At 60.4% G+C, this 23426-nt stretch carries 16 protein-coding genes and 1 tRNA gene; 5 read left to right on the forward strand and 12 right to left on the reverse strand.

The genetic code is table 11. The annotated features are described in order from the left end of the window. Positions 1–44 precede the first annotated feature (44 nt). Positions 45–545 (reverse strand): Spy/CpxP family protein refolding chaperone, encoded by a 501-nt coding sequence (locus A0U93_RS05755; RefSeq protein WP_169852702.1) that lies wholly within the window; start codon positions 543–545, stop codon positions 45–47. Between the two features lie 203 nt (positions 546–748). On the opposite strand from A0U93_RS05755, the gene A0U93_RS05760 reads away from it, so the two are divergent. Further along, a tRNA-Ser gene (locus A0U93_RS05760) sits at positions 749–838 on the forward strand. Positions 839–956: 118 nt separating this feature from the next. On the opposite strand, the gene A0U93_RS05765 is transcribed toward A0U93_RS05760, so the two are convergent. The 6 genes from A0U93_RS05765 to metX form a co-directional block, all read right to left on the reverse strand. After that, positions 957–1652 (reverse strand): AIM24 family protein, encoded by a 696-nt coding sequence (locus A0U93_RS05765; protein WP_077806501.1) that lies wholly within the window; start codon positions 1650–1652, stop codon positions 957–959. 79 nt (positions 1653–1731) lie between these two features. Next, positions 1732–3045 carry a DEAD/DEAH box helicase gene (locus A0U93_RS05770; protein ID WP_077806502.1) on the reverse strand — a complete coding sequence of 438 codons (1314 nt, stop codon included), beginning with the start codon at positions 3043–3045 and terminating at the stop codon, positions 1732–1734. A 306-nt stretch (positions 3046–3351) separates the two neighbouring features. Continuing rightward, entirely contained in the window at positions 3352–3960 is a 609-nt protein-coding gene (locus A0U93_RS05780; protein ID WP_077806504.1) for a nitroreductase family protein, read from the reverse strand. Continuing rightward, positions 3957–4868, reverse strand: a complete 912-nt coding sequence (locus tag A0U93_RS05785) for a BadF/BadG/BcrA/BcrD ATPase family protein (protein ID WP_077806505.1) — start codon at positions 4866–4868, stop codon at positions 3957–3959. The genes A0U93_RS05780 and A0U93_RS05785 overlap by 4 nt, the downstream gene beginning before the upstream one ends. Beyond that, the gene (gene metW / locus A0U93_RS05790) at positions 4865–5470 is read right to left on the reverse strand and encodes a methionine biosynthesis protein MetW (protein ID WP_077806506.1); all 606 of its coding nucleotides are present in this window, start codon (positions 5468–5470) and stop codon (positions 4865–4867) included. The genes A0U93_RS05785 and metW overlap by 4 nt, the downstream gene beginning before the upstream one ends. Then, positions 5470–6672, reverse strand: a complete 1203-nt coding sequence (gene metX / locus A0U93_RS05795) for a homoserine O-acetyltransferase MetX (protein WP_077806507.1) — start codon at positions 6670–6672, stop codon at positions 5470–5472. Before metX ends, metW begins: the two co-directional genes overlap by 1 nt. A 184-nt stretch (positions 6673–6856) precedes the next feature. Between metX and A0U93_RS05800 the strand changes: the two genes are divergently transcribed. From A0U93_RS05800 to A0U93_RS05815, 3 genes are all read left to right on the forward strand, one after another. Continuing rightward, positions 6857–10585: a glycoside hydrolase family 99-like domain-containing protein gene (locus A0U93_RS05800; RefSeq protein ID WP_077806508.1), complete on the forward strand. Its 3729-nt coding sequence runs from the start codon at positions 6857–6859 to the stop codon at positions 10583–10585. 1149 nt (positions 10586–11734) lie between these two features. Continuing rightward, positions 11735–14569: a ligand-binding sensor domain-containing diguanylate cyclase gene (locus A0U93_RS05810; protein ID WP_077806510.1), complete on the forward strand. Its 2835-nt coding sequence runs from the start codon at positions 11735–11737 to the stop codon at positions 14567–14569. 121 nt (positions 14570–14690) lie between these two features. Then, positions 14691–15635, forward strand: coding sequence for a 2-hydroxyacid dehydrogenase (locus tag A0U93_RS05815; protein WP_077806511.1), 945 nt, complete (start codon positions 14691–14693; stop codon positions 15633–15635). On the opposite strand, the gene A0U93_RS05820 is transcribed toward A0U93_RS05815, so the two are convergent. Genes A0U93_RS05820 through A0U93_RS05840 form a run of 5 tightly spaced genes read right to left on the reverse strand, consistent with a single transcriptional unit; the run spans position 15629 to position 20660 of the window. Continuing rightward, on the reverse strand, positions 15629–16663 hold the full coding sequence (locus tag A0U93_RS05820) for a threonine aldolase family protein (protein WP_077806512.1): 1035 nt from the start codon (positions 16661–16663) through the stop codon (positions 15629–15631). The two genes, A0U93_RS05815 and A0U93_RS05820, sit on opposite strands and share 7 nt — an antisense overlap. Continuing rightward, positions 16660–17949: a class II D-tagatose-bisphosphate aldolase, non-catalytic subunit gene (locus tag A0U93_RS05825; RefSeq protein ID WP_077806513.1), complete on the reverse strand. Its 1290-nt coding sequence runs from the start codon at positions 17947–17949 to the stop codon at positions 16660–16662. The genes A0U93_RS05820 and A0U93_RS05825 overlap by 4 nt, the downstream gene beginning before the upstream one ends. After that, positions 17942–18895 carry an SIS domain-containing protein gene (locus A0U93_RS05830; protein WP_077808360.1) on the reverse strand — a complete coding sequence of 318 codons (954 nt, stop codon included), beginning with the start codon at positions 18893–18895 and terminating at the stop codon, positions 17942–17944. The genes A0U93_RS05825 and A0U93_RS05830 overlap by 8 nt, the downstream gene beginning before the upstream one ends. Positions 18896–18912: 17 nt before the next feature. Beyond that, positions 18913–19863, reverse strand: a complete 951-nt coding sequence (locus A0U93_RS05835) for an N-acetylglucosamine kinase (protein WP_077806514.1) — start codon at positions 19861–19863, stop codon at positions 18913–18915. Next, positions 19860–20660: a DeoR/GlpR family DNA-binding transcription regulator gene (locus A0U93_RS05840; RefSeq protein ID WP_077806515.1), complete on the reverse strand. Its 801-nt coding sequence runs from the start codon at positions 20658–20660 to the stop codon at positions 19860–19862. The genes A0U93_RS05835 and A0U93_RS05840 overlap by 4 nt, the downstream gene beginning before the upstream one ends. A gap of 325 nt (positions 20661–20985) precedes the next feature. Here A0U93_RS05840 and A0U93_RS05845 point away from each other — a divergent pair, with 325 nt between their 5' ends. Beyond that, positions 20986–23421, forward strand: a complete 2436-nt coding sequence (locus tag A0U93_RS05845; protein WP_077806516.1) for a TonB-dependent receptor — start codon at positions 20986–20988, stop codon at positions 23419–23421. The last annotated feature ends 5 nt before the right edge of the window (positions 23422–23426 follow it).

Raw genomic sequence — 23426 nt, forward strand, 5'->3', positions numbered from 1 at the left:
AGTCATATCGTCCCACGCCACATCAAAGGGCCAGAGGGCGTCGCTCAGTCGGGCTGCGGTGCGTCCACGTCGTCATGCGGCGGTTTCAGCAGGTCATGAATCTGCTGCTCCAGACCTTCCAGCTTGGCATGCGTGGCACGCGCCTGCGCCAGTTGTTGCGGCGTCAGGATATCATGCACCTGAATTGCATCGTCGATACTGGCCTGCTCAGCCTGCGCACGCAGCGCATCTTTCTGCTGGAACAGCGCAGTCAGCCTTGCGCGATCGACGGTGCCGTCAGCCATCAGCACCGCCGCGATCTGATCGTCGAGATCACGCTCACGATGCCATGACGCACGCATGTCACCATGATGCGATTTCCATAACGCATGCAGTTTCTCGCGCTGCTGCTTGGTCAGATCGATCCCCGCCAGCATCGGCATCATCATGCGCCCATGCGGGCCGTGCATTTCATGCGGCGGCGGTGCAACATCCTGTCCATGGGCAGCAGCCAGAAAAGCCGGAGCCGCTGCAAGCATGAGTGCGAAAAGGGTTTTCCTCGACATCGTTTCTCTCGTCCCAGATTGGATCGAACAGCCACACCGGGCTGCCTCCAGCGCAATATGGCAGCATCCACAGGAAGAAAATCGGGCGTTCGCGATACGAAATGTGAGGCATGTTTCTCTCGGGCGACACTTTAGTGACATCTCGAGAGTTGACGAATGCGGCTCCAGCAGCGCAAATGCGCGCGAACCGCCCGACGGTTCATGGAGAGGTGGCCGAGTGGTTTAAGGCAGCGGTCTTGAAAACCGCCGTAGGTGCAAGCCTACCGTGGGTTCGAATCCCACCCTCTCCGCCAATAACAGCACTGCAATTCAATTCCGACGCCGCAATAAACTGATGCCGATTGTAACAACCGCATTCAGTCAAAAGTTGCCGGCTCGACGACCCAGGGACCGCGCCTTCGGTCGTCCCTTCTATGCCTTGGCTGATGCAAGGAATGGCGCCAGGGCGCCCGCCAGATTCGGCAATGTGAGCGTTTGCAGCCAGATACGGCCCGGGCCGGTCAGTCTGGCCAGAAAAAATCCATCGCCACCGAACAGCTTGTTCCGGATACCCGGCAGCATCGTGATATCGAACTGAACGCTTTCCTCGAACATCCCGACATGTCCCGGATGTACATCGATTTGCTCACCAGGCGCGAGATCGTGCATCACGACCTCTCCGCCCAATTCGGTCCAGAACGTCCCATATCCACTGACGCGCTGGAGACGAAAACCATCGCCACCGAACAGCCCCGCGCCCAGTCTGCGCTGAAACCCCAGCTCGAGCTTGACGCCATCGGTCCCGGCGATGAAACCGTGGCGGTGTACGAGATAGCTGCGATGGCCGTCCAATGTATGTTCGTGAATATGACCCGGCATCTTCGCGGCAAACGCCAGCAGACCGGGCGCGCCCTCGGCCACATATTCAGTCATGAACAGGCCGCCACCGGCCAGTGCGCGGGAGACCGCACCCAGAATACCACTATTGCCGGCGCCCGACATCGTGGTGTGGAGCGTTATATGCGGACTTTTCCAAGAGAGTTCGCCAGTTTCGGCGACCAGACGCTCACCGGGCTGTAGCCAGACACGCAGCACCGGTAAAATACCACCGTCGATCTTGGTCTCCATGCGCGCCTCCCAAGGATATGCCCCCCGGAAGTCTCACATGGAACAATACAAAACCGCAACGGCATTCGCGCCTTGCGGATCAGGCGACGCGACGCGCACCTGAACGGCGATTGCCACCACCCGGCGCACCCGGCGGCCGGCCGTTGCCACGCGGGCCGTTGCGCTGACCGACCGGCAGACCACCGCGACCGCCACGCCCCCGGCCACCGCCACCACCCAGAACGGGCGGACGCAGGGTCGAGTTCTGGGCTGCCTCGGAATGATACGGATGATCGGTCACGACGGCGACCGGCTTGCCGATCGTCTTTTCAATGTCGCGCAACCATGCCCGCTGCTCGGGATCGCAGAGCGACACCGCCCAGCCTTCACGTCCCGCACGTGCCGTCCGGCCGATGCGATGCACATAACTTTCCGGCACGTTGGGCAGGTCATAATTGAAAACATGGCTGACATCGTCCACGTCGATGCCACGCGCCGCGATATCGGTTGCCACGAGCACCTTCACGGAGCCATCGCGGAAGCCCTTCATGGCGCGCTCGCGTGCACCCTGCGACTTGTTGCCGTGGATCGCTTCGGAGACGATGCCGTTCTTGTTGAGGAATTCCGAAACCTTGTTGGCCTCGTGCTTCATCAGGGTGAAGACCACGGCCCGCACAACCTTGGGGTTATCCACGAGCAGCAGCGTCGCGGCCTTCTTGTTCTCGGACTCGACGAACATGACCGCCTGCCGGATGCGATCCACCGTCGAGGACGGCGGCGTCACCTCCACCTTGGCCGGATCGCGCAATAGCGAATGCGCCAGATCCTCGATGGATTTCGGCATCGTGGCCGAGAAGAGCAGCGTCTGACGCTCCTTCGGCAACAATGCGACGATCCGGCGGATATCGCGCACGAAACCCATGTCGAGCATGCGGTCGGCTTCGTCGAGGACAAGGATTTCCAGACCGGACAGGTCGATGTGACCCTGCCCGATCAGATCGAGCAGACGCCCGGGCGCCGCCGTCAGCACGTCCACGCCATGACGCATGGCATCGACCTGCCGGCCCTGCCCCACACCACCGAAAATCACGGCATGCTTCAGCTTCATGTGCCGCGCGTAGGCCTTGAAGCTGTCGTCAATCTGGGCAGCGAGTTCACGCGTCGGAGCCAGCACAAGGGCGCGCGCCCCTTTCGCCGGCGCGCGGCGCGGATTGTTGAGCAGATGGTTCAGGATCGGCAGCGCAAAGGCCGCCGTCTTGCCTGTGCCGGTCTGTGCAAGACCCAGAAGATCGCGCCCCTCCAGCAGATAGGGGATCGATCCGGCCTGAATCGGCGTGGGCGTCGTGTAGCCTTCTTCGGCCAACGCGCGCTGGATCGGCTCGGCGAGCTTCAGTTCGGCAAAAGTCGTCGTCATATAAAGGGGGCGCCTCCTCGGGGGCGAGATAATCGACCGATATCGGCGGGTCTCGACCAGAACCGATTCAAGCGTCGCGTGATGGAACATAACCCCGCAGCGTCAGCAAAACCGAACTTCGGCCCTGCCTGCCGTTGCGATCACGGTCCCGACGCACAAACGTGTCGTCGAACGCCATCCACGGCATCGCCTTTCGCGCATCTGAACGGATTCGATCCATTCCGACGCGCGTCAGGGTTGGGAGCGCCACGATATAGGTGGCGCGGTATGCAACCGCAAGGCTTTTCCGCCAGCAGTTGCGGTCGGTCAGGCAAAACGATCGCGCAGGACGACTTCATCATAGGGCAGACGGGCGCCGTGCGGCGGCGGCGGTTCCGATCCCTTGCCGATGGCGACGAACATGACGATCTCATGATCTTCCGGCAGATTGATGATCTCGCCGACCTTCTTGAAATCGAAACCATCCATCGGACAGGTCTGTAATCCGTGCGCGGCAGCCGCGAGCATGATGGCATAGGCCGCCATGCCGCAGGAGCGGATGCCTTCGTCGCGCTGCAACTGCTCATTACCGTCGTAGAAGTGCTGGATCATGCCGACATACTTGTCCTGCATCTCCTTCGGCACGCCGGCCCAATAGCGCGAGGTATCGCGCTTCCACGCCTTAAAATCGGCGCAGAGGACGATCAGCGCCGCGCTCTCTTCCACCTGCGGCTGGTTCCAGGCCGCGGCCCTGATCTTCGCGCGCTGCTCGGCATCCTGCACGACGACGAATCGCCAATGCTGCACGTTGAAGGCTGTCGGCGCCGATTTCGCGGCCTCGAGAATGGCGCGCAATTCATCTTCCGGAATCTTGTATGAAGCATCGAAACGCTTGGTGGCACGACGCTCCTTCATCGCCTGCAGAATCTCGGTCATGTCGGCTGTCCTTCTGATTGTTCCATGGAAGTCGTACGATGTAATCGCGCCAGAAGCAACGCACCGTCCACGGAATCGCCGCACGGTGGCCGCAAAAGATGCTGCCACCGCACAGAAAGATAAGGCTCCAGCACCGGTCCAAGGCCACCCAGCAGGCATAGCGGAAGGCTCGCAAACGCCGCAGGCTTCAACAGCGCCGTGGCGTGAGCCTCGATTTCCGCCGCCGCCGCACGCATGATTGCCTGCGCATGCCCGCTGCCTCGTGCAGCGCTCGAGACGACCAATGGCGCCAGGGCGGCAAACTCTGCCGCACGGCGGCCGATAGCCCAGGCCATGGGGTCGCCTTCCGCCGCCAACGCCTGACGAACGCCCTCAGTCAGTGCATCGGGCTGAATCCGCTCATCATGCGCCTGAAGCATCGCGCTGACCGCCTGCCGCCCGATCCACGCGCCACTGCCTTCATCGCCCTGCGGGAAACCCCAGCCGCCGACGCGGCGCGTCAGCCTCGTCCCATTCGGATCATGCGACAGTGCAAAACCCACCGAGCCGGTGCCGATGGCGACAATCGCTCCGTCCGCGCCGCCATGGGCGCCAAGGCAACTGGTATGCGCGTCCGTCACCAGTGCCATCTCGGGCATATCGTCAGGTCGGGCAGACAGGAACCTCCCCCGCGCATCGGCCGCTTCCGTTCCCGCCAGACCCGCCGCACACCACAACCGTGCCGAAGCCGGCAACTCAGCGCGCAGCGGCGCGAAGGCCTGCCGCAACGAACGCCATGCCAGCACGGGCTCGACCGCGATATTCGCGCCGCCGCCACTTCCCTGCCCCACCAGTTCCCCTGCCAGCGTCGTCACGCGGACGCGGGTGCCCGTTCCCCCGCCATCGAAGCCGACGAGAAACTCCGTCATGCGTCGCGTCGCCGCAGAAGAAACAGGGCCTGTTCACCGAAGAGATTGGCCAGCCGGATAGAGCGGCGCCACGGCGCACGATCGCCAACCTCGTCGATCGCCAGCCAGCGGTCGACGACATATCCCTCCTCCTGGCAAAGCGCGAGGAAGTCCCGGATCGTGCAGGGGTGGATATTCGGGGTCTCATACCATTGCGTATGCCACACGGCGGTCATCGGCATCCGCCCGGACGTCAACAGCTGTAGGCGCAAACGCCAGTGCCCGAAATTCGGGAACGAGATTACGGCATGCCGCCCGATGCGCAACATCTGCCGCAGCACTTCGCGGGGCCTTTCCACGGCCTGCAACGTGCGCTGAAGGACCACATAATCGAAAGCATTGTCCGGATAGTGCGCCAGATCATGATCGGCATCGCCATGCATGACCGGCAAGCCATGCGCCACGGAACGCGTGACCTCCCGCATATCGATTTCGATACCGCGCGCGTCGCAACCGCGCGTCCGGAAAAGATAGTCGATCAGCGCACCATCGCCGCTGCCGACGTCCAGGACCCGTGTACGTGGCGCAATCATGCCCGCGATGAGCTTCTGGTCGAGACGCATCAGTGGGCCGCCTTCAATCCGGCATGCTCGGCCGCACCATTGATGAACCCCCGCACCGTCCGATCCAGGTCGGGCTCGTCGAGCAGAAAAGCGTCATGCCCACGATCGCTCTCGATCTCGACAAAGGACACGTTGACACCCGCGCGATTCAGGGCGCGCGCCATCAAACGCGATTGCGAGGTCGGGAACAGCCAGTCGGAACTGAACGACACGACGCAGAAGCGTGTCGCCACACCACGAAACGGTGCGGACAGGTCACCCTCATGTTCCGCGCTCAGATCGAAATAGTCCATGGCCCGCGTGATGGTCAGATAGGAATTGGCATCGAAACGCCGCACGAAACTCGACCCCTGATGACGAAGATAGCTTTCGACCTCGAACATCTCGCCGAACAGCGACGCCGTCCCGATAGTGCCGCCGGGCGTGCTTCCCGCCGATGCCTTGGGATCGCGCCTGACCCGACGTCCGAATTTGCGCGTCAATGCCTCTTCAGAAAGATAGGTGATGTGCGCCATCATGCGCGCCACGGCCAGCCCCCGCGCCGGGACAGCGTCATGCGCCCAGTAGCGCCCCGCATGCCATTCCGGATCGGCGAAAATGGCCTGTCGGCTGACTTCGTTGAACGCGATGTTCTGTGCCGAATGAAACGGAGCCGTTGCGATCGGCATGGCGGCGAAGACGCGTTCCGGATAGGTGGCGACCCATTCCAGCACCTGCATGCCGCCCATCGAACCGCCGATGGCCGCGAACAGACGCTCGATGCCGAAATGATCGAGCAGCAATGCCTGCGCCCTGACCATGTCCCGAATGGTGATGGGCGGAAACTCCGTTCCCCACGGCTCTCCCCTGGGGCCGATCGAACGCGGGCCGGTCGATCCCATGCAACCGCCCAGCACATTGATACAGATGACATGGAACCGATCCGTATCGATGGGCAGGCCAGGCCCCACCATGCGGCTCCACCAGCCCGGCTTGCCCGTCAGAGGATGCGTATCGCCCAGATACTGATCCCCGGTCAGGGCATGGCAGACGAGGATGGCGTTGTCGCGCGCCGCGGAAAGCGTACCATAGGTCCGATAGGCAATGTCCAACGGTGCCAGATGCTGGCCGCATTCGAGCAGCAGACCCTGTTCAAGCCTGAGAATCCCGGGGCGATTGGACGCTTCCTCATAGGGAAAGCGTGTGAGTGTGACGTGCTGCATTGCCATCCCGATCGGAAGTCCCGGCCGACGGCATGACCGGACGCCGCTTCCTATGGCACCGCTACGCCGCATTCGCAACGTGGACCAGGCGCACTGAACGGTCCCATGCTCCAAGACGTCGCGTTTGTTAACGGAAAAATAACGTCTTGGAAGAAAGTTTCTATTTCGTTAATGTATCAGTGACATGGCAAGTATTCTTCAGCGTCTTGGGCATTCCGGCTTGTTCGACGCGGCCTTTTACCTGACACGCAACCCCGATCTGCGTTCGCTGGGCACAGGCGCCCTTGCCCACTATCACCACCACGGCTGGCGCGAAGGGCGCAAACCCAACCCTTATTTCGATCCCGGCTGGTATCTTTCCCAAAACCGCGATGTGTCAGGCGATCCGCTGCTGCATTACGTCTGCCATGGCGAGCGCGAGGGCCGACGGCCAATCGCATGGTTCGACCCGGCCTGGTACGCGCGACAACATTGCGTCCCGGAAAACATGCTGGCCCTGGCGCATTATCTCGCCAATCGCCACCGGGCGGACATCCGCCCCCTGCCGGAATTCGATCCCGCCTTCTACCTGCGAACATATCCGGACGTCGCCGCCTCGGGTCTGGACCCGCTCGAACACTATATGATCCAAGGGTTCCGCGAGGTTCGACGCCCGTTCGAAGGGTTCGATCCCATCTTCTACCGGACGCGCTACCTGCGGCACGCGCCGGACACCAATCCGCTGCTGCATTTCATCGAACACCGCACGCGCCCTGGCGTCCATCCCGCCCTCCCGGAAGAAGAAACAACCATCCCGCGCGAGGTGCGACGCCGCACCCTGCCGGGACCGTTTTTCGAGGAGCGTCGCCCGCTTCCCGACAGCGCCATCCGGCGCGCCCGAGTGCTGGCTTATTATCTGCCGCAGTTCCACGCCAACCCCGAAAACGATCGCTGGTGGGGCAAGGGCTTCACGGAATGGACCAACGTGGCGCGCGGCATGCCGCGCTTTGCGGATCATTACCAGCCACGCGTGCCGCGCGATCTCGGCCATTACACGCTGGACGACCCCGACATCCTCGCGCGTCAGGCGCAGATGGCACATGAAGCCGGAATCGAAGGCTTCGTTTTCTATTTCTACTGGTTCAATGGCGCACGCCTGCTGGATGGTCCGCTGGAACTGCTTCTGGCCAACCCCACCATCGACATGCCGTTCTGCCTCATGTGGGCGAATGAAAACTGGAGCCGCCGCTGGGACGGGTCGGACAACGATATCCTGATCGCGCAGGACTATCGACCGGAAGACGATGCCGACCTCGTCGATTGCCTGGCGAGACACATGGCGGACCGACGCTACATCCGTATCGGCAGCCGACCGCTGCTGATGATCTACCGACCCGGCACGATCCCCGATCCGGTCACCAGCATCGGGCGCTGGCGCAACCTGTTCCGCGAACGGCATGGCGAAGACCCCATTTTCATCATGGGGCAGGCATTCAAGGACAACGACCCCCGTGCTTTCGGCATGGACGGCGCCATCGAATTTCCACCGCACAAGTTGCTGGACAGCTCCCCGCTCATCAACGAACGGCTGCATGTCCTGGACGATGACTTCACGGCCCAGGTCTACGATTATGGCGAGGCCGTCGATCAGGCCCTTGCCGCCCCGACGCCTGACTTCCCGCTGATCCGCACTGCCGCGCCATCGTGGGATAACGATGCCCGGCGGCAGGGGCATGGCCTCGTCCTGCACGGCTCGACGCCGCCGCTTTACGAACGCTGGCTGGCCGGGCTGGTGGAGCGCGCGCGCCGTGCCCCGTTCTTCGGCGAGCCGATCGTGTGCATCAATGCCTGGAACGAATGGGCGGAAGGCGCCTATCTCGAACCCGACCAGCATTTCGGCGCCGCCTATCTGAACGCCACCGCACGCGCCAGCACAGGCTTCGAGCATGCAAGGCGAAACGGCCGACTTCTGCTTGTGGGCCACGATGCCTTCCCGGCTGGCGCGCAAGCGCTTCTGCTGGCGATCGGGCGCCAGCTCAAGGCGCAGCATGGGGTCGATATCCTCTTCGTGCTGCTCGACGACGGCGCAATGATCGAGCGCTACCGTGCCGTCGCGCCGACGGAGATCCTGACGGCCGGCAAGGTGGCGACGCGACAGCGCCTGCAGGCGCTGCGTCAGGACGGCTATACCAGCGCCCTCGTCAACAGCGCCGCCTCGACGCCCTTCGCCGCCGACCTGCATGCGGCCGGAATCGACTTCACGCTCCTTCAGCACGAACTGCCCAATCTGCTGCGGCAACGCAATCTGCAGGCATCATTGGCGCATGCCTGCCAACTGGCACGCGACGTCATCGTTCCCGCCGCGTCCCTCATCGATCCCAGAATACCCGTCACCCCGACGATCCTGCCGCAGGGCCTTTACACGCCGGCTGTCTTCAGCCCCTCGTCGCGCGATGCGAAACGCGCCGGATTGGGTCTGGGCACACGTGACAGACTGATCGTCGGTGCCGGCTATGCCGATATGCGCAAGGGCTTCGACCTGTTCCTGCAACTCTGGCAACGTCTGCATGTCAGCGGCGCTACAGGTGCGCGTAATGTCGGCGCGACGCATTTCCTATGGATCGGAGATATCGATCCCAGTCTGCGCGAGGGGCTTGATCCCGATATCAGCCTGGCCATTTCGCTGGGCACCTTCCATATGCCGGGCCATTGCCCCGACATAACGCCCTATCTATGCGCAGCAGACGCTTTCGCGCTCACCTCCCGCGAAGATCCCTACCCATCGGTCGTGCTCGAAGCCCTGGCCACCGGCCTTCCATGCAGCACCTTCGCCCGCAGCGGCGGCATCCCGCAACTGTTGCAGCTTATCCTCACAGAAGGCGACGCCGGTCATGCCGTCGTACCCCAGGGCGATCTCTCCGCCATGGCACGCGCGATCATGACGGCCGCGCGAATCTCGGCATCGCGCGCCAGTAGTGAGCGCCGGCTGATCGGCCGCCGACATGCCGACAGGTTTTCGTTTCCCGCCTACGTCGAAACACTTCATCAATACCTTGCGCCGAAAACACCACGCCTTTCCATCGTCGTGCTGTCTTATAATTATGCGCGCTATCTGGCAGGACGCCTTGCCTCCATCTTCACGCAGCACGTCCCGGTTCTGGAAATCATCGTGCTGGACGATGCCTCGACAGACGACAGCGTGGCCGTTGCGCGTCAGGTCAGCAAGGAATGGCAACGCACCATCCGCATCGTCGCCGGCCGCCACAATTCCGGCTCCGTCTTCTCGCAATGGCGCCGCGCCGTCGAACGGGCGCGCGGCGACTGGATCTGGATTGCGGAAGCGGACGATCTCTCCGAACCGAGCCACATGGCAACGCTCCTCGCGGCTCTCGAACAGGCGCCTACAGCCGTCATGGCGTTCTGCGACAGCCGCTCGATCAATGAGGACGGCGCACCCGTCAGCAGCAGCTACAAGCCCTATTATGCCGAAAGCGTCGGCAGCCGCCTCGAACGCGACAGCCTGCACAAGGGACGCGCCTTCGTGCGTGAATGCCTGGGCGAACGGAATCTGATCATGAATGTGAGCAGCGCCATCTTTGCCCGCAAACCACTGCGCGCGGCACTGGCGCGCTGTCAGGACGAACTGGCCGAACTGAAAGTCGCAGGCGACTGGCGGCTGTATGTCGAATTGCTGGATCAGCCCAGGGCAGACGTCGTGTACGTCGCGGATGCCCTCAACATCCACCGTCGCCATGCATCCTCAGCCACCCATTCACTGGCGCTTGAACGTCATCTGGCGGAGATCGTCCGTATTCAGGACGTTATTGCCGCGCGGTTCGGTCAGGAGGACGATCTTCGCATGCGTCAGCATGCGTACCGCCGCGCCCTCATTCGACAATTCGGCCTGGGTCCGAGATCGATTGCCGCTGAGTAACGCCGCGGCATCCCGAAGGGGCGGCAACGGGTCGGCTGGCACCAGACCACGATATCGATGCGGCGACCGGCACGATCGACACCCCGCATCAAGAAACACCGCCTGACGAGGAGGAAAACGATACGCCAATAAAATTACCGCTCTTCATTTCAGATCGCGAATTGTGCCATTCTGACTTGCGGAAAGAAGCCATACAGATGCACATTCCGGCAATATAAGATGAACAATACAAGAACATAAAAACACCGAATCAGCAAAAAACTTTCAGTATCCTTGCTTGAATAGATCGTGAAATCATAGTTAATTAGCATTACACATCTGTGTTTTCTCAACGTGTGCCGGCAGGCGCATCGTCATAACATCCAATCAACAAGTCACGGGGAGCCTGCTCCGCCGTCTTCTGAGAAGGATGATATCGATGCGCTTCAAGAATTTTTTCTTCGCCGCCATTCTGGGTCTGGCGACGGTCGCCGCCTCCCCGAACACCCACTCCGACGCGAAGACACAGACCACCAAGGTCGCCAGCCTTCGTCAGTGGCCCGCCCCCAACGCAACCCGCGTCGCAAGCCTCCGCCAGTGGCCCGCCCCTAACGCAATCCGCGTCGCAAGCCTCCGCCAGTGGCCCGCTCCTAACGCAATCCGCGTCGCAAGCCTCCGCCAGTGGCCCGCTCCTAACGCAACCCGCGTCGCAAGCCTCCGCCAGTGGCCCGCCCCCAACGCAACCCGCGTCGCAAGCCTCCGCCAGTGGCCCGCCCCTAACGCAATCCGCGTCGCAAGCCTCCGCCAGTGGCCCGCCCCTAACGCAATCCGCGTCGCAAGCCTCCGCCAGTGGCCCGCTCCTAACGCAATCCGCGTCGCAAGCCTCCGCCAGTGGCCCGCTCCTAACGCAATCCGCGTCGCAAGCCTCCGCCAGTGGCCCGCCCCTAACGCAATCCGCGTCGCAAGCCTCCGCCAGTGGCCCGCTCCTAACGCAATCCGCGTCGCAAGCCTCCGCCAGTGGCCCGCTCCTAACGCAACCCGCGTCGCCTAACGCCAGTAATTTTTCAGAACAAACTGTTCTTCCGACACCATTGAGATGTTACAATCTCTATTATTGGGGTCAGCCACCGAACATTGCGTATTTCTTAGAATTAGCGCAGTATATCGCCAATGCGACGCTGCGCTCACATATTGCCATTGTTTGGCCTGATATTGATTGCGGCATGGGTATTTCCCAGCGTTGCCCAAACCATTTTGCCTCGTTTCTATACAAGCGCCAATGGAATCTCCGACCAGGAGATCCATTCCATATCCCAGCTTCATGATGGCCGCCTCCTCATCGGGTCGGAAAACGGATTCTCCATCTGGAATGGCTACAAATCCGTAAATATCGACAACTCGAACAATCCCAGATTGCGAGGCTTCGCTTTATGGTCGCTTGTCGACGATCACGATACTGTCTTCGTATCATACCTCAAACAAATTGCCGTTTTCCGACCTGCCTCCAGCCTGTCCACGTTCAGGAATTACAAGCTGGCATGGATCGGCCCCAGACTGAACGCCCAGTTTCCTCGCCAGGCGACCTTCTGGAAAGATGGCGTCATTATTGCTGGTGATAACAAACTTCTGTTCCTGAAACCTTACGGCGATAGTTACCGTCTGGAAGATGCGAATATCTCAAGTGGCCTGAAAACCGAATCCATACAGGACACGTCGGCAATATATACCGATACGCGGGAAGTATGGGTGGGCGGCCATCATGGTCGCTTTTGCGTGTTATCCTCCAATCTGCCGAAATGTTATGGTGTCATGAACGGTCTTCCCGACGAACGGGTCGATGACATCAACCAGCTCAGCCCGGGCATCGCTCAAATCAGAACAGTAAATCATCTGATTACACTGGACACGATGACAGGCCGTTCCACGAGCCATCGGCTGGAGTTCACACCCAAAAGCCTTGCCAATCTTGGCAATTTTCTAAACCTCTCTCCCAATGGACAAGGTGCATTCGTTACACAAATTGCCGGCGGCATTGCATCGGTTTCCCACAATCAGATCACCTACGAGCGTCTGTCTCTGGAACTATCATCGATCTTTCTCGGCCGGAGCTTCATTGACCGGCAACAAAACCTTTGGCTGGGAACGATTGGCAGAGGCCTTATCCGGGCTGTGGGTTTTCAGAGCATTACGAAATACGCAAAATCCACGGGCTTGTCCGGCAACAACATATGGCAGGTTTTACCAACAGATCACGATCTGGCATGGGTCGCCTCCGATGGCGGACTGGACTTGCTTGACTATAAAAATCAGCATTTCCTTAGACATTACGATATCTCATCTTATGCACTTACGATGGATCATTCGAACCATTTATGGTCCTCTACCGATCTTGATACAGTATTTTCTATCGACACAAAAAGCCTGCGCGAAAGAAGTTATCGGGTGTCAAACGTAAACCAGATACTTGTTTCAAAAAACAATACCATATGGTTTCTTACGCAAGAGGGAATATTTTCCCTCAACCCGGACAATTTTTCAACACATGATCCTCAACCGGAAATTTCCGGATCGGCCCCCAGCGGCATTTTTTCCGCAGACAATATCTTCTGGGTCATCATCAACGATCGAATTTACTACCGGCTGGACGACGGCATCTTCCGTAAACTCGATCTCCCTTGGCCAAAGCAGAACTTCCAACCGACAGCTCTCAGCATGTGTGGTAAAAATATTTTATGCGTCGGCGGCCAAGGCGGTTTGTTTCGGATAAAATATGAGAAGAATGTTTCTCGCGTCGTATCGATCGATGCATTCGAGGCGTTTCGATCCAGCACAATATACAGCCTTCTTACCGATCGCCGGCATTGGCTCTGGGCTGGCACGGAGCACGGCCTGTCCGTTTTCAACGGCACGGATTGGGTAACCGTCACGACAGCCGACGGATTGGCCGCCAATGACCTGAACCAGAACGCCCTTGCCGAAGGACCGGACGGCACGATCTGGGCCGGCACATCGAACGGCCTGTCTCATATCCTGCATCCTGACGATCTGTTTCATAAGCGCAATTTGCAGCCGTTCATCGATGCTGTCCAAATCGGCAACACAGATTATGCCGGGCAGCGAATCCCCTATCGATCGGCGCCCCTCACTTTTCATTTCGGCACACTGGATTTTCGGGACGACCTCGGCATTCATTTTCAATATCGGCTGGATGGGATCGACAACAACTGGATCGACACAGAAGGCAGCACCGCACGCTACCCGAACGTCCCTTCCGGCACCCACCGATTCGCCGTGCGGGCGATCAATGCCGACAAGCATCAAATCTCGACGCCCGTTTACTTCACTGTCATTATGGATGTTCCGATGTGGCGGTCCATACCCGTCATCCTGCTCTACGTTCTGATGGCCGTGGTCGTGGGATACGGCATCCAGAACTGGCGCCTCGATTACATTCTGCGCCAGACACACATCCTGGAACGCCGCGTGGCCGAACAAACGGCGGAACTGGCGCGACAGGCCAGAACCGACAGCCTCACCGGCCTGTTCAACCGTGGCGCCATCCAGGAAAAGCTGCAGGAACTCAAAAACGGCATACACTTGCGCAAGCATGTCTACATCATGCTGCTCGACATCGATTTCTTCAAACAGATCAATGACGTCCACGGCCATGTCGCAGGAGACGAAGTTCTGGTGGAATTCGCGCATCGCCTGACCGGCAGTCTACTGGCACATGGCGAGTATGCCGGTCGCTATGGTGGCGAAGAGTTTCTTCTCGTCCTGCTCTGCGCGCCGTCTCTCATCCAAAATCGCATCAAGACCATTCGCCAGGCCGTGACAACAGATATGTTTCCGGTGACTGGCGCGCTTATCAACGTGACTTTCAGCGCCGGCGTCACGCGCCTCGACCCCGGCGAAGACTGGCCGACAGCCATGAAACGCGCCGATCAGGCCCTGTATGCCGTTAAACACAGTGGGCGAAACGACACTTTTTTCGCGACCGAGTAGAACCTGCGCAACTCTTACAGCCGCAAACCTGACTGGACGCCGTATGACACAGCCGCCGGATCGCCATATCGTAAGGTGACGACTGCCCTTTCCCGGCAGTCGAAGACTTGTGGAAATCAGCATGACGACACTGATCCTGAAACCCGTCTCTCCAGCCGAACGATCGCAATGGATCGACGCATTTCATGCCGCCGACCCCACGCTGACCATCATCGACTGGGACGATCCATCGGTCCCTCCCGAGACAGTCGACTACGCATTCGCATGGCAACCGGAAGGCCGCCGAATCGCCGCCATGCCCAACCTTCGTGCCGTCATCAGCCCGGCGGCCGGGCTGGATCATATCCTGCGCGACCCCGCCTTCCCCCGTGACATGCCGCTCTATCGCATGGGCACGCAGGAGACCGTCGATCAGATGGGCGATTACGTATGCTGGGCAGCCCTGACACTCGTTCGGGACGCATGGCGATGGGCCGAAGCCCAGGCACGGCAGGAATGGTCGCCATGGCTCAATCAGACACGAACCGCCGCGACGACGACCGTGGGCGTCATGGGCCTTGGCGAACTGGGCCGCGCCACGGCGCTACGTCTCAAGGCGTTGGGGTTTCAGGTATGTGGCTGGGCGCGCAGCGCGCATCATATCGACGGTGTGGATACATTCGCCGGTGACGACGCCTTCATTCCCTTCCTGAACCGGACCGATATCCTTGTGAGTCTGCTGCCCGCCACATCACAGACCGCCGGCATTCTCGGAAAGAAGACATTTGCCCATCTACGCCCACAAGCGTCGATCATCAGCGTCGGGCGCGGAAGCCAGCTGATCGCCCAGGATCTCGTGGATGCGATTAACAGTAACGTTCTCCGTGGCGCCGTTCTCGACGTCGTTCCACAGGAACCGCTCCCGCAGGATTCCCCGCTCTGGACATGCCGCGGCGTAACGATCTCGCCGCATATGGCATCCGAGGCATCATACAGGGATCGTGCGGCTTATGCCGTATCCGTCATCCATCAGATTGAAGCGGGAAAACAGCCTGCGTTGCGCTACGATCCGGCGAAAGGTTACTGAGCCACACAGGCAGCGATATCCCGCGCCAACGCGTCGACGCGCGCTTCCTCCGCATCCCATGCGAACATGAAGCGCGCCGCACCCCCGATGAACTCATAGAACAGCCACCCGCGCTCGCGCAGCCGCAAAGCCGCCTGCGGCGGGATGGAGACGAACACCGCATTCGCCTCCACAGGGAAAACCAGCCGAATGTCGGGAATTCCAGCCAGCGCTTGGGCCAGCCGCGTTGCCGCCGCATTGGCATGGCGCGCATAATCCAGCCACACGCCATCCCGCAGCATGCCAACCCACGGCGCAGCCAGAAACCGCATCTTGGAAGCCAGTTGACCTGCCTGTTTACAACGATAGTCGAAACCTTCGGCCAACGTGCGGTCGAAGAAAATCACCGCCTCGCCGATTCCCATGCCACCCTTGGTGCCGCCGCAACACAGAACATCGACGCCGGCACGCCAGGTCATGTCCGCCGGGCGACATCCCAGCGCCGCAATGGCGTTTGCAAAGCGCGCGCCATCCATATGGAGCTTCAAGCCGAGATCGCGGCATGTGGCACTGATCGCGCGGATTTCATCGAGGCTGTAGAGTATGCCCGTCTCGGTCGGCTGCGTGATCGTCACGACCGCCGGGCGCGGAAAATGAATATCGCTGCGCCCCGTCGCCATGGCGCGGATCGCTTCCGGCGTCAGCTTGCCGCTGCCATCGGTGCGGATCGTCAATAGCTTGGCACCGTTCGAGAAGAACTCCGGCGCGCCGCATTCATCCGTCTCGATATGGGCCAGATCGGCCGCGATGATGCTTTCATACGAACGGCATAAACTGGCGAGCGCCAGGGAATTCGCGGCCGTGCCGTTGAAGACGAAGAACACCTCCGCATCGTGCTCGAAGGCTGCACGGAGTGCATCCGATGCCCGCAACGTCCATTCGTCCTGACCATAGGCGACGACCGACCCCGTATTGGCTTCCTGCATCGCTGCCCAGGCCGCCGGACAGATTCCCGCATAATTGTCGCTGGCGAATTGCTGCCCGCTCATGACGCCCCCTCTGGCACACATGCCTGTCCGTAATCATCCAGTACGTCGGCAATGGCCACCAGAACCATGGACCGCGCATGACGAGGGATGTGGCCCAGACGCACGCGTTCGTAAAGACGCGGCAGAAATTGACTCAGCAAGGGGTCCGGCAGTCCCGTCTCGGCCAGCCTGACGAACAGGGCCTCGATCGCGGCACGCGCAGCCGGGCGCGCCCAGTAATAACGAATACGATCGCTGTAACTGTAATGCCGAAGAAACGGTGCGCGCGCCGCGTCGTAATGCGCCTGCCAATATGACGGATCAGCCGCCATTTCCGCTTCCATCACCGCACGCAGGCGCTTTTCTCCCGGCGCCAGCACATCCGCAATCGCATCCAGGCCATACAGCGCCTCACGCATGGCGAATGTCAGGGCGGGACCAACTTTCAGGATCGCAAAACCATCTTCCACCAGACGCCGCAACCCGGCGACCGTCTGGTAATCGGTCGAATGCGCCTCAAAGGCGAGACCCGGCAGATCGTCCAGCGCCCCGATCAGACCGACGGCTTTTTCGGGGTGATAGAACACGACATCTTCCGCGCCGAACTCCACGCCGGGTTGCACCACCAACGCCAGAACACGCCGCCAGACATCTTCCGAAAGAACACGCGCGAACACCGCATGCGTGACGCCCGCCGTCTGTCGCGCCGCCTGCGGCGCCGTCGGGGCAAGATGATCCAGCGCCTCCAGCGCACCGCCCGGCACCGGCACTTCGGTACCGACGATATAGACCGCCTGCCCCGGTGCGACGGCTTCCGCACGCGCGGCCAACGCCGCCGCGCGCTCGGCGACGATCTCGTCCGCCAGAGCTGAAGGCTCCCCGGCGCACCCCATGCTGGCATCCAGATGCAGCTTCACGAAGCCGGCCGCCGCATAGGCTTCGATCATCGCCCCGGCACAGGCCATGGCCTCATCGGCAGGCAGATGCCGCCACGGATTCGGCCCCAGATGATCGCCACCGAGGATGATCCGTTCGCGCGGGCAGCCCACCTGACCGGCAATCGACCAGACCAGATCGCGAAAATCCACCGGCGTCATGCCGGTATAGCCGCCTTCCTGATTGACCTGATTGCATGTCGCCTCGATGAGCACCCATCCGCCGTCCCGCGCCGCCCGCCCGAGAGCCGCCTCCAGCACCAGCGGATGCGCCGAACAGACCGATGCGATGCCGCGCCGCCCACCCGGCGCCACGGCAGGATCATGCACCCCGCGGGCAAGAGACAACAGATGCGAGAGTGCGTCAGGCAACGGTCACGACCTTCGTCAGATGACGCGGCGCCAGAGTGTCGAGCCCCTTCATCCGCGCAACATATTCACCCAGCAGTTGCAGAACGGGCAAACAGGTCAACGCGCCCGCCTCCACGTCGCCGCCAACATCGAACGATACCGTTCCGGGACCGCCAAGTCCAAGAACCTTCGCACCCTTGCGTTGCAAGTCCTCGGCCAGCACCGCCTCTTCCTCGCGCGTGTCCGGATGATACATGAACACCACGAGCGAACGCTCGTCGATCAGGCTGATCGGCCCGTGGCGATATTCCAGCGGATGGTGCGCCTCGCTCTGGCTCAGGCTCATTTCCTGCATCTTGAGCGCACCTTCGCGTGCGACGCCGTAGTAGGAGCCGCCGCCGAGGAAGACAAAATGCGACCGCCCCTCGATCAGCCCCGGCAATACCGGATCGACAGCGTTCAGCAGCGCCTCCGCCGCGCGCGTCGTCTCCGGTCCCACCGTCACACCCGCGTAACGCAGTCCCATCAACAGCATGAGGCTGGCCGACGCTGTCATGACGATGCCTTCCTCCGGATGCGTCTCGGCTTCCACCAGACGGTCCGCCTCCCGGCACAAGGCACTACCCGGCGCGCAGGTGAATGCGACAACCGGCGTCCCGGCAGCACGACTGACCCGCGCTGCCGCGACCGTCTCTGTCGACTCGCCGCTGCGGGACAGCGCAACCACTTCCACCGGCGCTTCCAGCGGCACGTAATCACCCCGGCGACGCGTCCATTCGTTGCCCGGCACCGCGCGTGCGAGATGACCATGCGCATTCAGGGCTACGGCAATGGAATCCGCAATATGAACGGACGTCCCGCAGCCCACGACGACCTGCATCCGCTCCGACGATGGCGTTACATCGTTGGGCGCCAGCTTGTTCCACAGCGCAAATTGCTCACGAATTCCCCGTTCCGTCGCGTTCATCGATCCACGTCCTTCCATCAAGAAATGTTCTCGGCGTGCAGGGCCGCGCTCAACCGCGCGATCCATTGCGCATCGACCGCCCAGCCTGCAAGCGTCGCCGCCCGCAAGAGGCCGCCGCCAACCGGTGGCAGCAGCGGCATCGCCGGCGCGCCGAATTCGTCACTCAACCGTGCCAGGATATGCTGGCTCGATAAAACACTGCCGCCATAGCTCCATGACGTGGCGCCATCGCACCGCAGGACACGAAGATGCATGGCCAGCTGATCCGCCGCGGCATCCAGAATGCGTTTCGCCGTCGTGCAGCCTTGCGCCGCCAACCCATCGACACCCTTCGCCAGCGCCGCCACTTCCGCACGTGGCGATGTCAGCCGTGCATACCAGCACAGCAGCGCGCTCATCGGATCCGCAGTATCGCGGGCATCGATCAGCGACAGCAATGCCCGGACGTCCTGCGGCGGAATCGGCGCGCGCCCGTCGATCGCCTGCGACAGGACCGTCAGCATTTCACGCCCGATCCAGCAGGCACTTCCTTCATCACCGAACAAGGCGCCCCAGCCACCAACGCGCGCCTGCGCGCCATCCGCACCGACCCGCCAGGCCATCGAACCAGTTCCGGAAAGCAGCAGTATCCCCGGCTGACCCGCAAAGGCGCCCCGACACGCCATCTCGACATCGTTCATCACGCTCGTCGGCGCCGCGAGCATGGTGTGAACCAGGGCATCCTGCGCGGCCGTATGCTCGGCGTCCTCCCCGTATCCCGGCAGACCCAGCCCCGCAGCCTCAATTCCGTCCAGCAGATTCGTCAGCAACTCCGTCAGAACCGGCCGCCACGACGGGCCATCGAATGGATTGGTCCCCGCCGCGCGTCTGACTTCCGCGATGGTGCCATCCATCCGCGCGACAACCAGCAACGTCTTGGTACCACCACCGTCCACCGCCAGAACCGCTCTGTGCCAGGAAGAGATCATGCGTCGATCATCCCGGCGTCGCCGTCCACATCGACCGGCACACAGGTATGCGCAAGATTGCCTTGCGCCAGGCGGGCAATCCAATCCTCTGCAAGACCGGAATCCGTCACGACATGGGAGACATCTTCCAGCTTGCCGACCCGAAAGGTCGCGTGCTGACCGAATTTGCTACTGTCCATCAGAAGGAATTGCATCGTGGAATGACGAATCATCGCGGCATTCAGACTGGCTTCGTCACTATCCGGCGTCGCGATGCCGCCATCCGGCAACACGGCGCTGGCACCGAGGAAAAGCTGATCGAACCACAGCGCCTCGATACTGCGCTCGGCCAGCGGCCCCACGATACTCCGGTTCTCGTTCCGGATCCGCCCCGCCAGCAGGGAGATTTGCAGCTTCGGCGTGTCCAGAAGCGCATCGACAATGGCGATGCTGTTCGTGAAGACATTGAGCGGCATGGGCTCCAGCCGCAGACGTCGCGCCAGTTGCAGCACGGTCGTGCCGGAATCGAGAAATACCGACGAATGCGGGCGAATATGCCCATAGGCTGCTTCGGCGATGGCCCGCTTGGCCCGCAGACAATGACTTTCCCGCGCCTCGAAACCAATTTCCTGCCCGCCGGAATCGACGATTTCAGCCCCGCCATGCGTGCGCCGCACGAAACCCTGCTCTTCAAGACGTTGCAGGTCTCGGCGAATTGTCGCAACTGAGCTGTCGACGATCTGTGCCAGTTCATTCACGCCGGTTGCGCCATGACGATAGAGGTAGTGACGTATCTGCGTCAGGCGGTCGGGCTGCATGATTTCTCCCAAGGGAATGAGACGGCAGGAGATTGGCACCGTTTCGCCTCCCCCTCAATTCGGCAACAAAAACGATCATTGTCAAGATTGTTTGTGATCGTTCTTGATTGAAGCGTGGCCACCGTCATCGAGATTATGGAGGCCGTCATCGCCCGAATCGAGGCAGATGAGCCATGATAAGCGCATATATGGATCACATAACTTCACCATCAACGCATAAAAATCCATCATCAGTATCTTTTTTGATCGTTATTGATCGTTTTGGTCTTGCAATTGATATTCCAGCCGTGACTAAGCTGCTGCCATCAATCCGGGAGACCAGTCCATGCGCAAGGCACCCAGCCGTTCGAAGCCCCATTCCTGTCGTTCCGCCCGACTGCTACGTCGCACTGGCGCTACATTGCTTTGTTCGACGATCATGATGCCGCTGGCGCTTGGTGCAGAGCCCACGAACAAACCGTCAGGGCCGAAAGCCACGAGGGCCGGAAATGCCCGTGCCAACCCAGCGGCACCACGGCAGCACGCATCAAGCCCGACCAGCGAAAATATCCAGGTGGTTGGCGGCATCGGCAGTGCCAACGGCGTCACCAATACCACGGCTGGCGGCGGTCTCCTTCCTCCGGAAAAGTCACCTCAGGCACAGCAATCGGTGACACGCGATTTCATTGCGAAGCAGTCGCCCACCAGCAATCCGCTTTCGCTGATCCAGTATATTCCGGGCGTGACACTCTCGAACGCGGACGCGTTCGGCCAGTCCGACCAGAGCAGCTTCTATATGCGCGGCATGACGCAAACATCCGTCGGCTATACGATCAACGGCATCCCCGCCGCCGACATGTCCCATTACACACCTTACACATCCGAAGCGGCTGATACCGAGAACATCCAGAAAATCACGGTCCAGCAGGGTGTCGCCGATATCGCCATGCCCGTCTATAATGCCATTGCAGGCTCGATAAAGGAGACGCTGACCGATCCAGCGGAACATTTTGGCGGCAAGCTTGATCTGAGCTACGGCAATCATCAGGCCGCCCGCGAATTTCTGCGCCTGGACAGTGGCGAGATCGGCCACACCGGCATCAGGACATTCGCGTCCTATTCCTATGGCACACACGCCATGTGGCTCGGCCCAGGCCGCAGCCGCCGCTCACATATCGATTCAATGGCGCTGAAAGAGTGGGGCGAGGGTAACAGCGCACGAATTTTCCTGACATACAATCAGGCGAGCGAACCCTACTTCCTCAGCATCACGATGCCGCAATGGAAGCAATTTGGCCGCTCAGCCGCGTATTACGACCCGACATACACGCCTGGCGATTACAACTACTACAAGCTGAATAGCGAACAATCGCATTCAGTCATCATCGGCGCGCCTTTCACCTTCAATCTTGGCCATGGTCTGACCTTTGAGTCCGCACCGTATTATGTTCACATCCATGGCACGTTCAATAACGGACAGACGCAGGCGGAATATGGCTATAACGGCACGCAACCCACCGGGAATCTCAATCTCCCCGGCGCGGTAGACGGGTATGCCCCCGTCATGGCCATCGACAACTCCAATCAACATGCCGCCGGCTTCAACAACACATTGAGCTGGAAATACGGCCATAACGAATTGAAAGTCGGCTATTGGTACAATTATTATGACCAGACCGAATCTGCGCCCATCACACTGATCGGCGACAACGGCGAAGGCGAAAATTACTGGGGAAAATATCCGATCCGCGGACAAAACGGCGACCCGCTTCTACAGTTCAATATTCACCTTATTCAACAACTGAACTCGCTCTTCGTTTCCGACACCTACAAGGCGCTCAACGATAAACTGATCCTCAATGCCGGGTTCAAATACGTCATGATGTCCTATCATTCGACAAACCTGATTCCGGGTGACCTCTATAACTACGGCCGCAATGACGGGCAGCCTCTGCCGCAGGTCTCCGCCTCCTACCAGATCACGCCGCACGACCAGATTTATCTGGATGCCGCAACCGCGTTCAAGGAACCGCAAGGTATTCTTGTCTACGGAACATACTGGGACGGCTCGTCACCTACCGTCGATCTCGCACATTCAACGAATCTGAAGGCACAATATTCAATTTCGGAGGAAATCGGTTATCGCCATACCGGCCTCGTCAACATCACCGCATCATTCTTCAATTACAACTCGACAAACCGCCAGAGCTCGATCTCCAGCTACATCGGTGGCCGGCTGGTCTCCAACTATATCAATGCGGGTGGCCAGACATCGCGAGGTTTCCAGATTGCCGCAGGCCTGCGTCCCTGGCACGGATTCAGCCCATATGCGTCCTTCCAGTATCTGCACGTCACGACGGACAACAACCTGCCAAGGGGTGCGGATTACATTCGCAGCGCAGGCAAGATCGCGCCTTACAGCCCGAAATATACCGTCAACGTCGGCCTCTCCTATGACAACGGCCATTTCTTCGCCAACGGCTATATGAGCTATGTCAGTTCGCAATATTCAACATACATGGACGATCAGACCATGCCAGGTTATGCGATCGGCAACGTCACGATGGGGTATCGTTTCAAAAAACTCTGGATCGCCAAATATCCGCAGGTGCAGGTGAACGCGATGAACATCACGGATAACAAGTATCTTGCAGCGGGCAATGGTGGACTAAACGCCAGAACAACCAGAGGTGTTTTCGGCTCGACGATTTCGGGCAGTTCGCCCACCTATGTTATCGGCGGCGGCTTCGGACTCATCTTCTCCGTTTCGACAGGTTTCTAAGTTAT

This window comes from Neoasaia chiangmaiensis, assembly GCF_002005465.1.
Classification (GTDB): Bacteria; Pseudomonadota; Alphaproteobacteria; order Acetobacterales; family Acetobacteraceae; genus Neoasaia; species Neoasaia chiangmaiensis.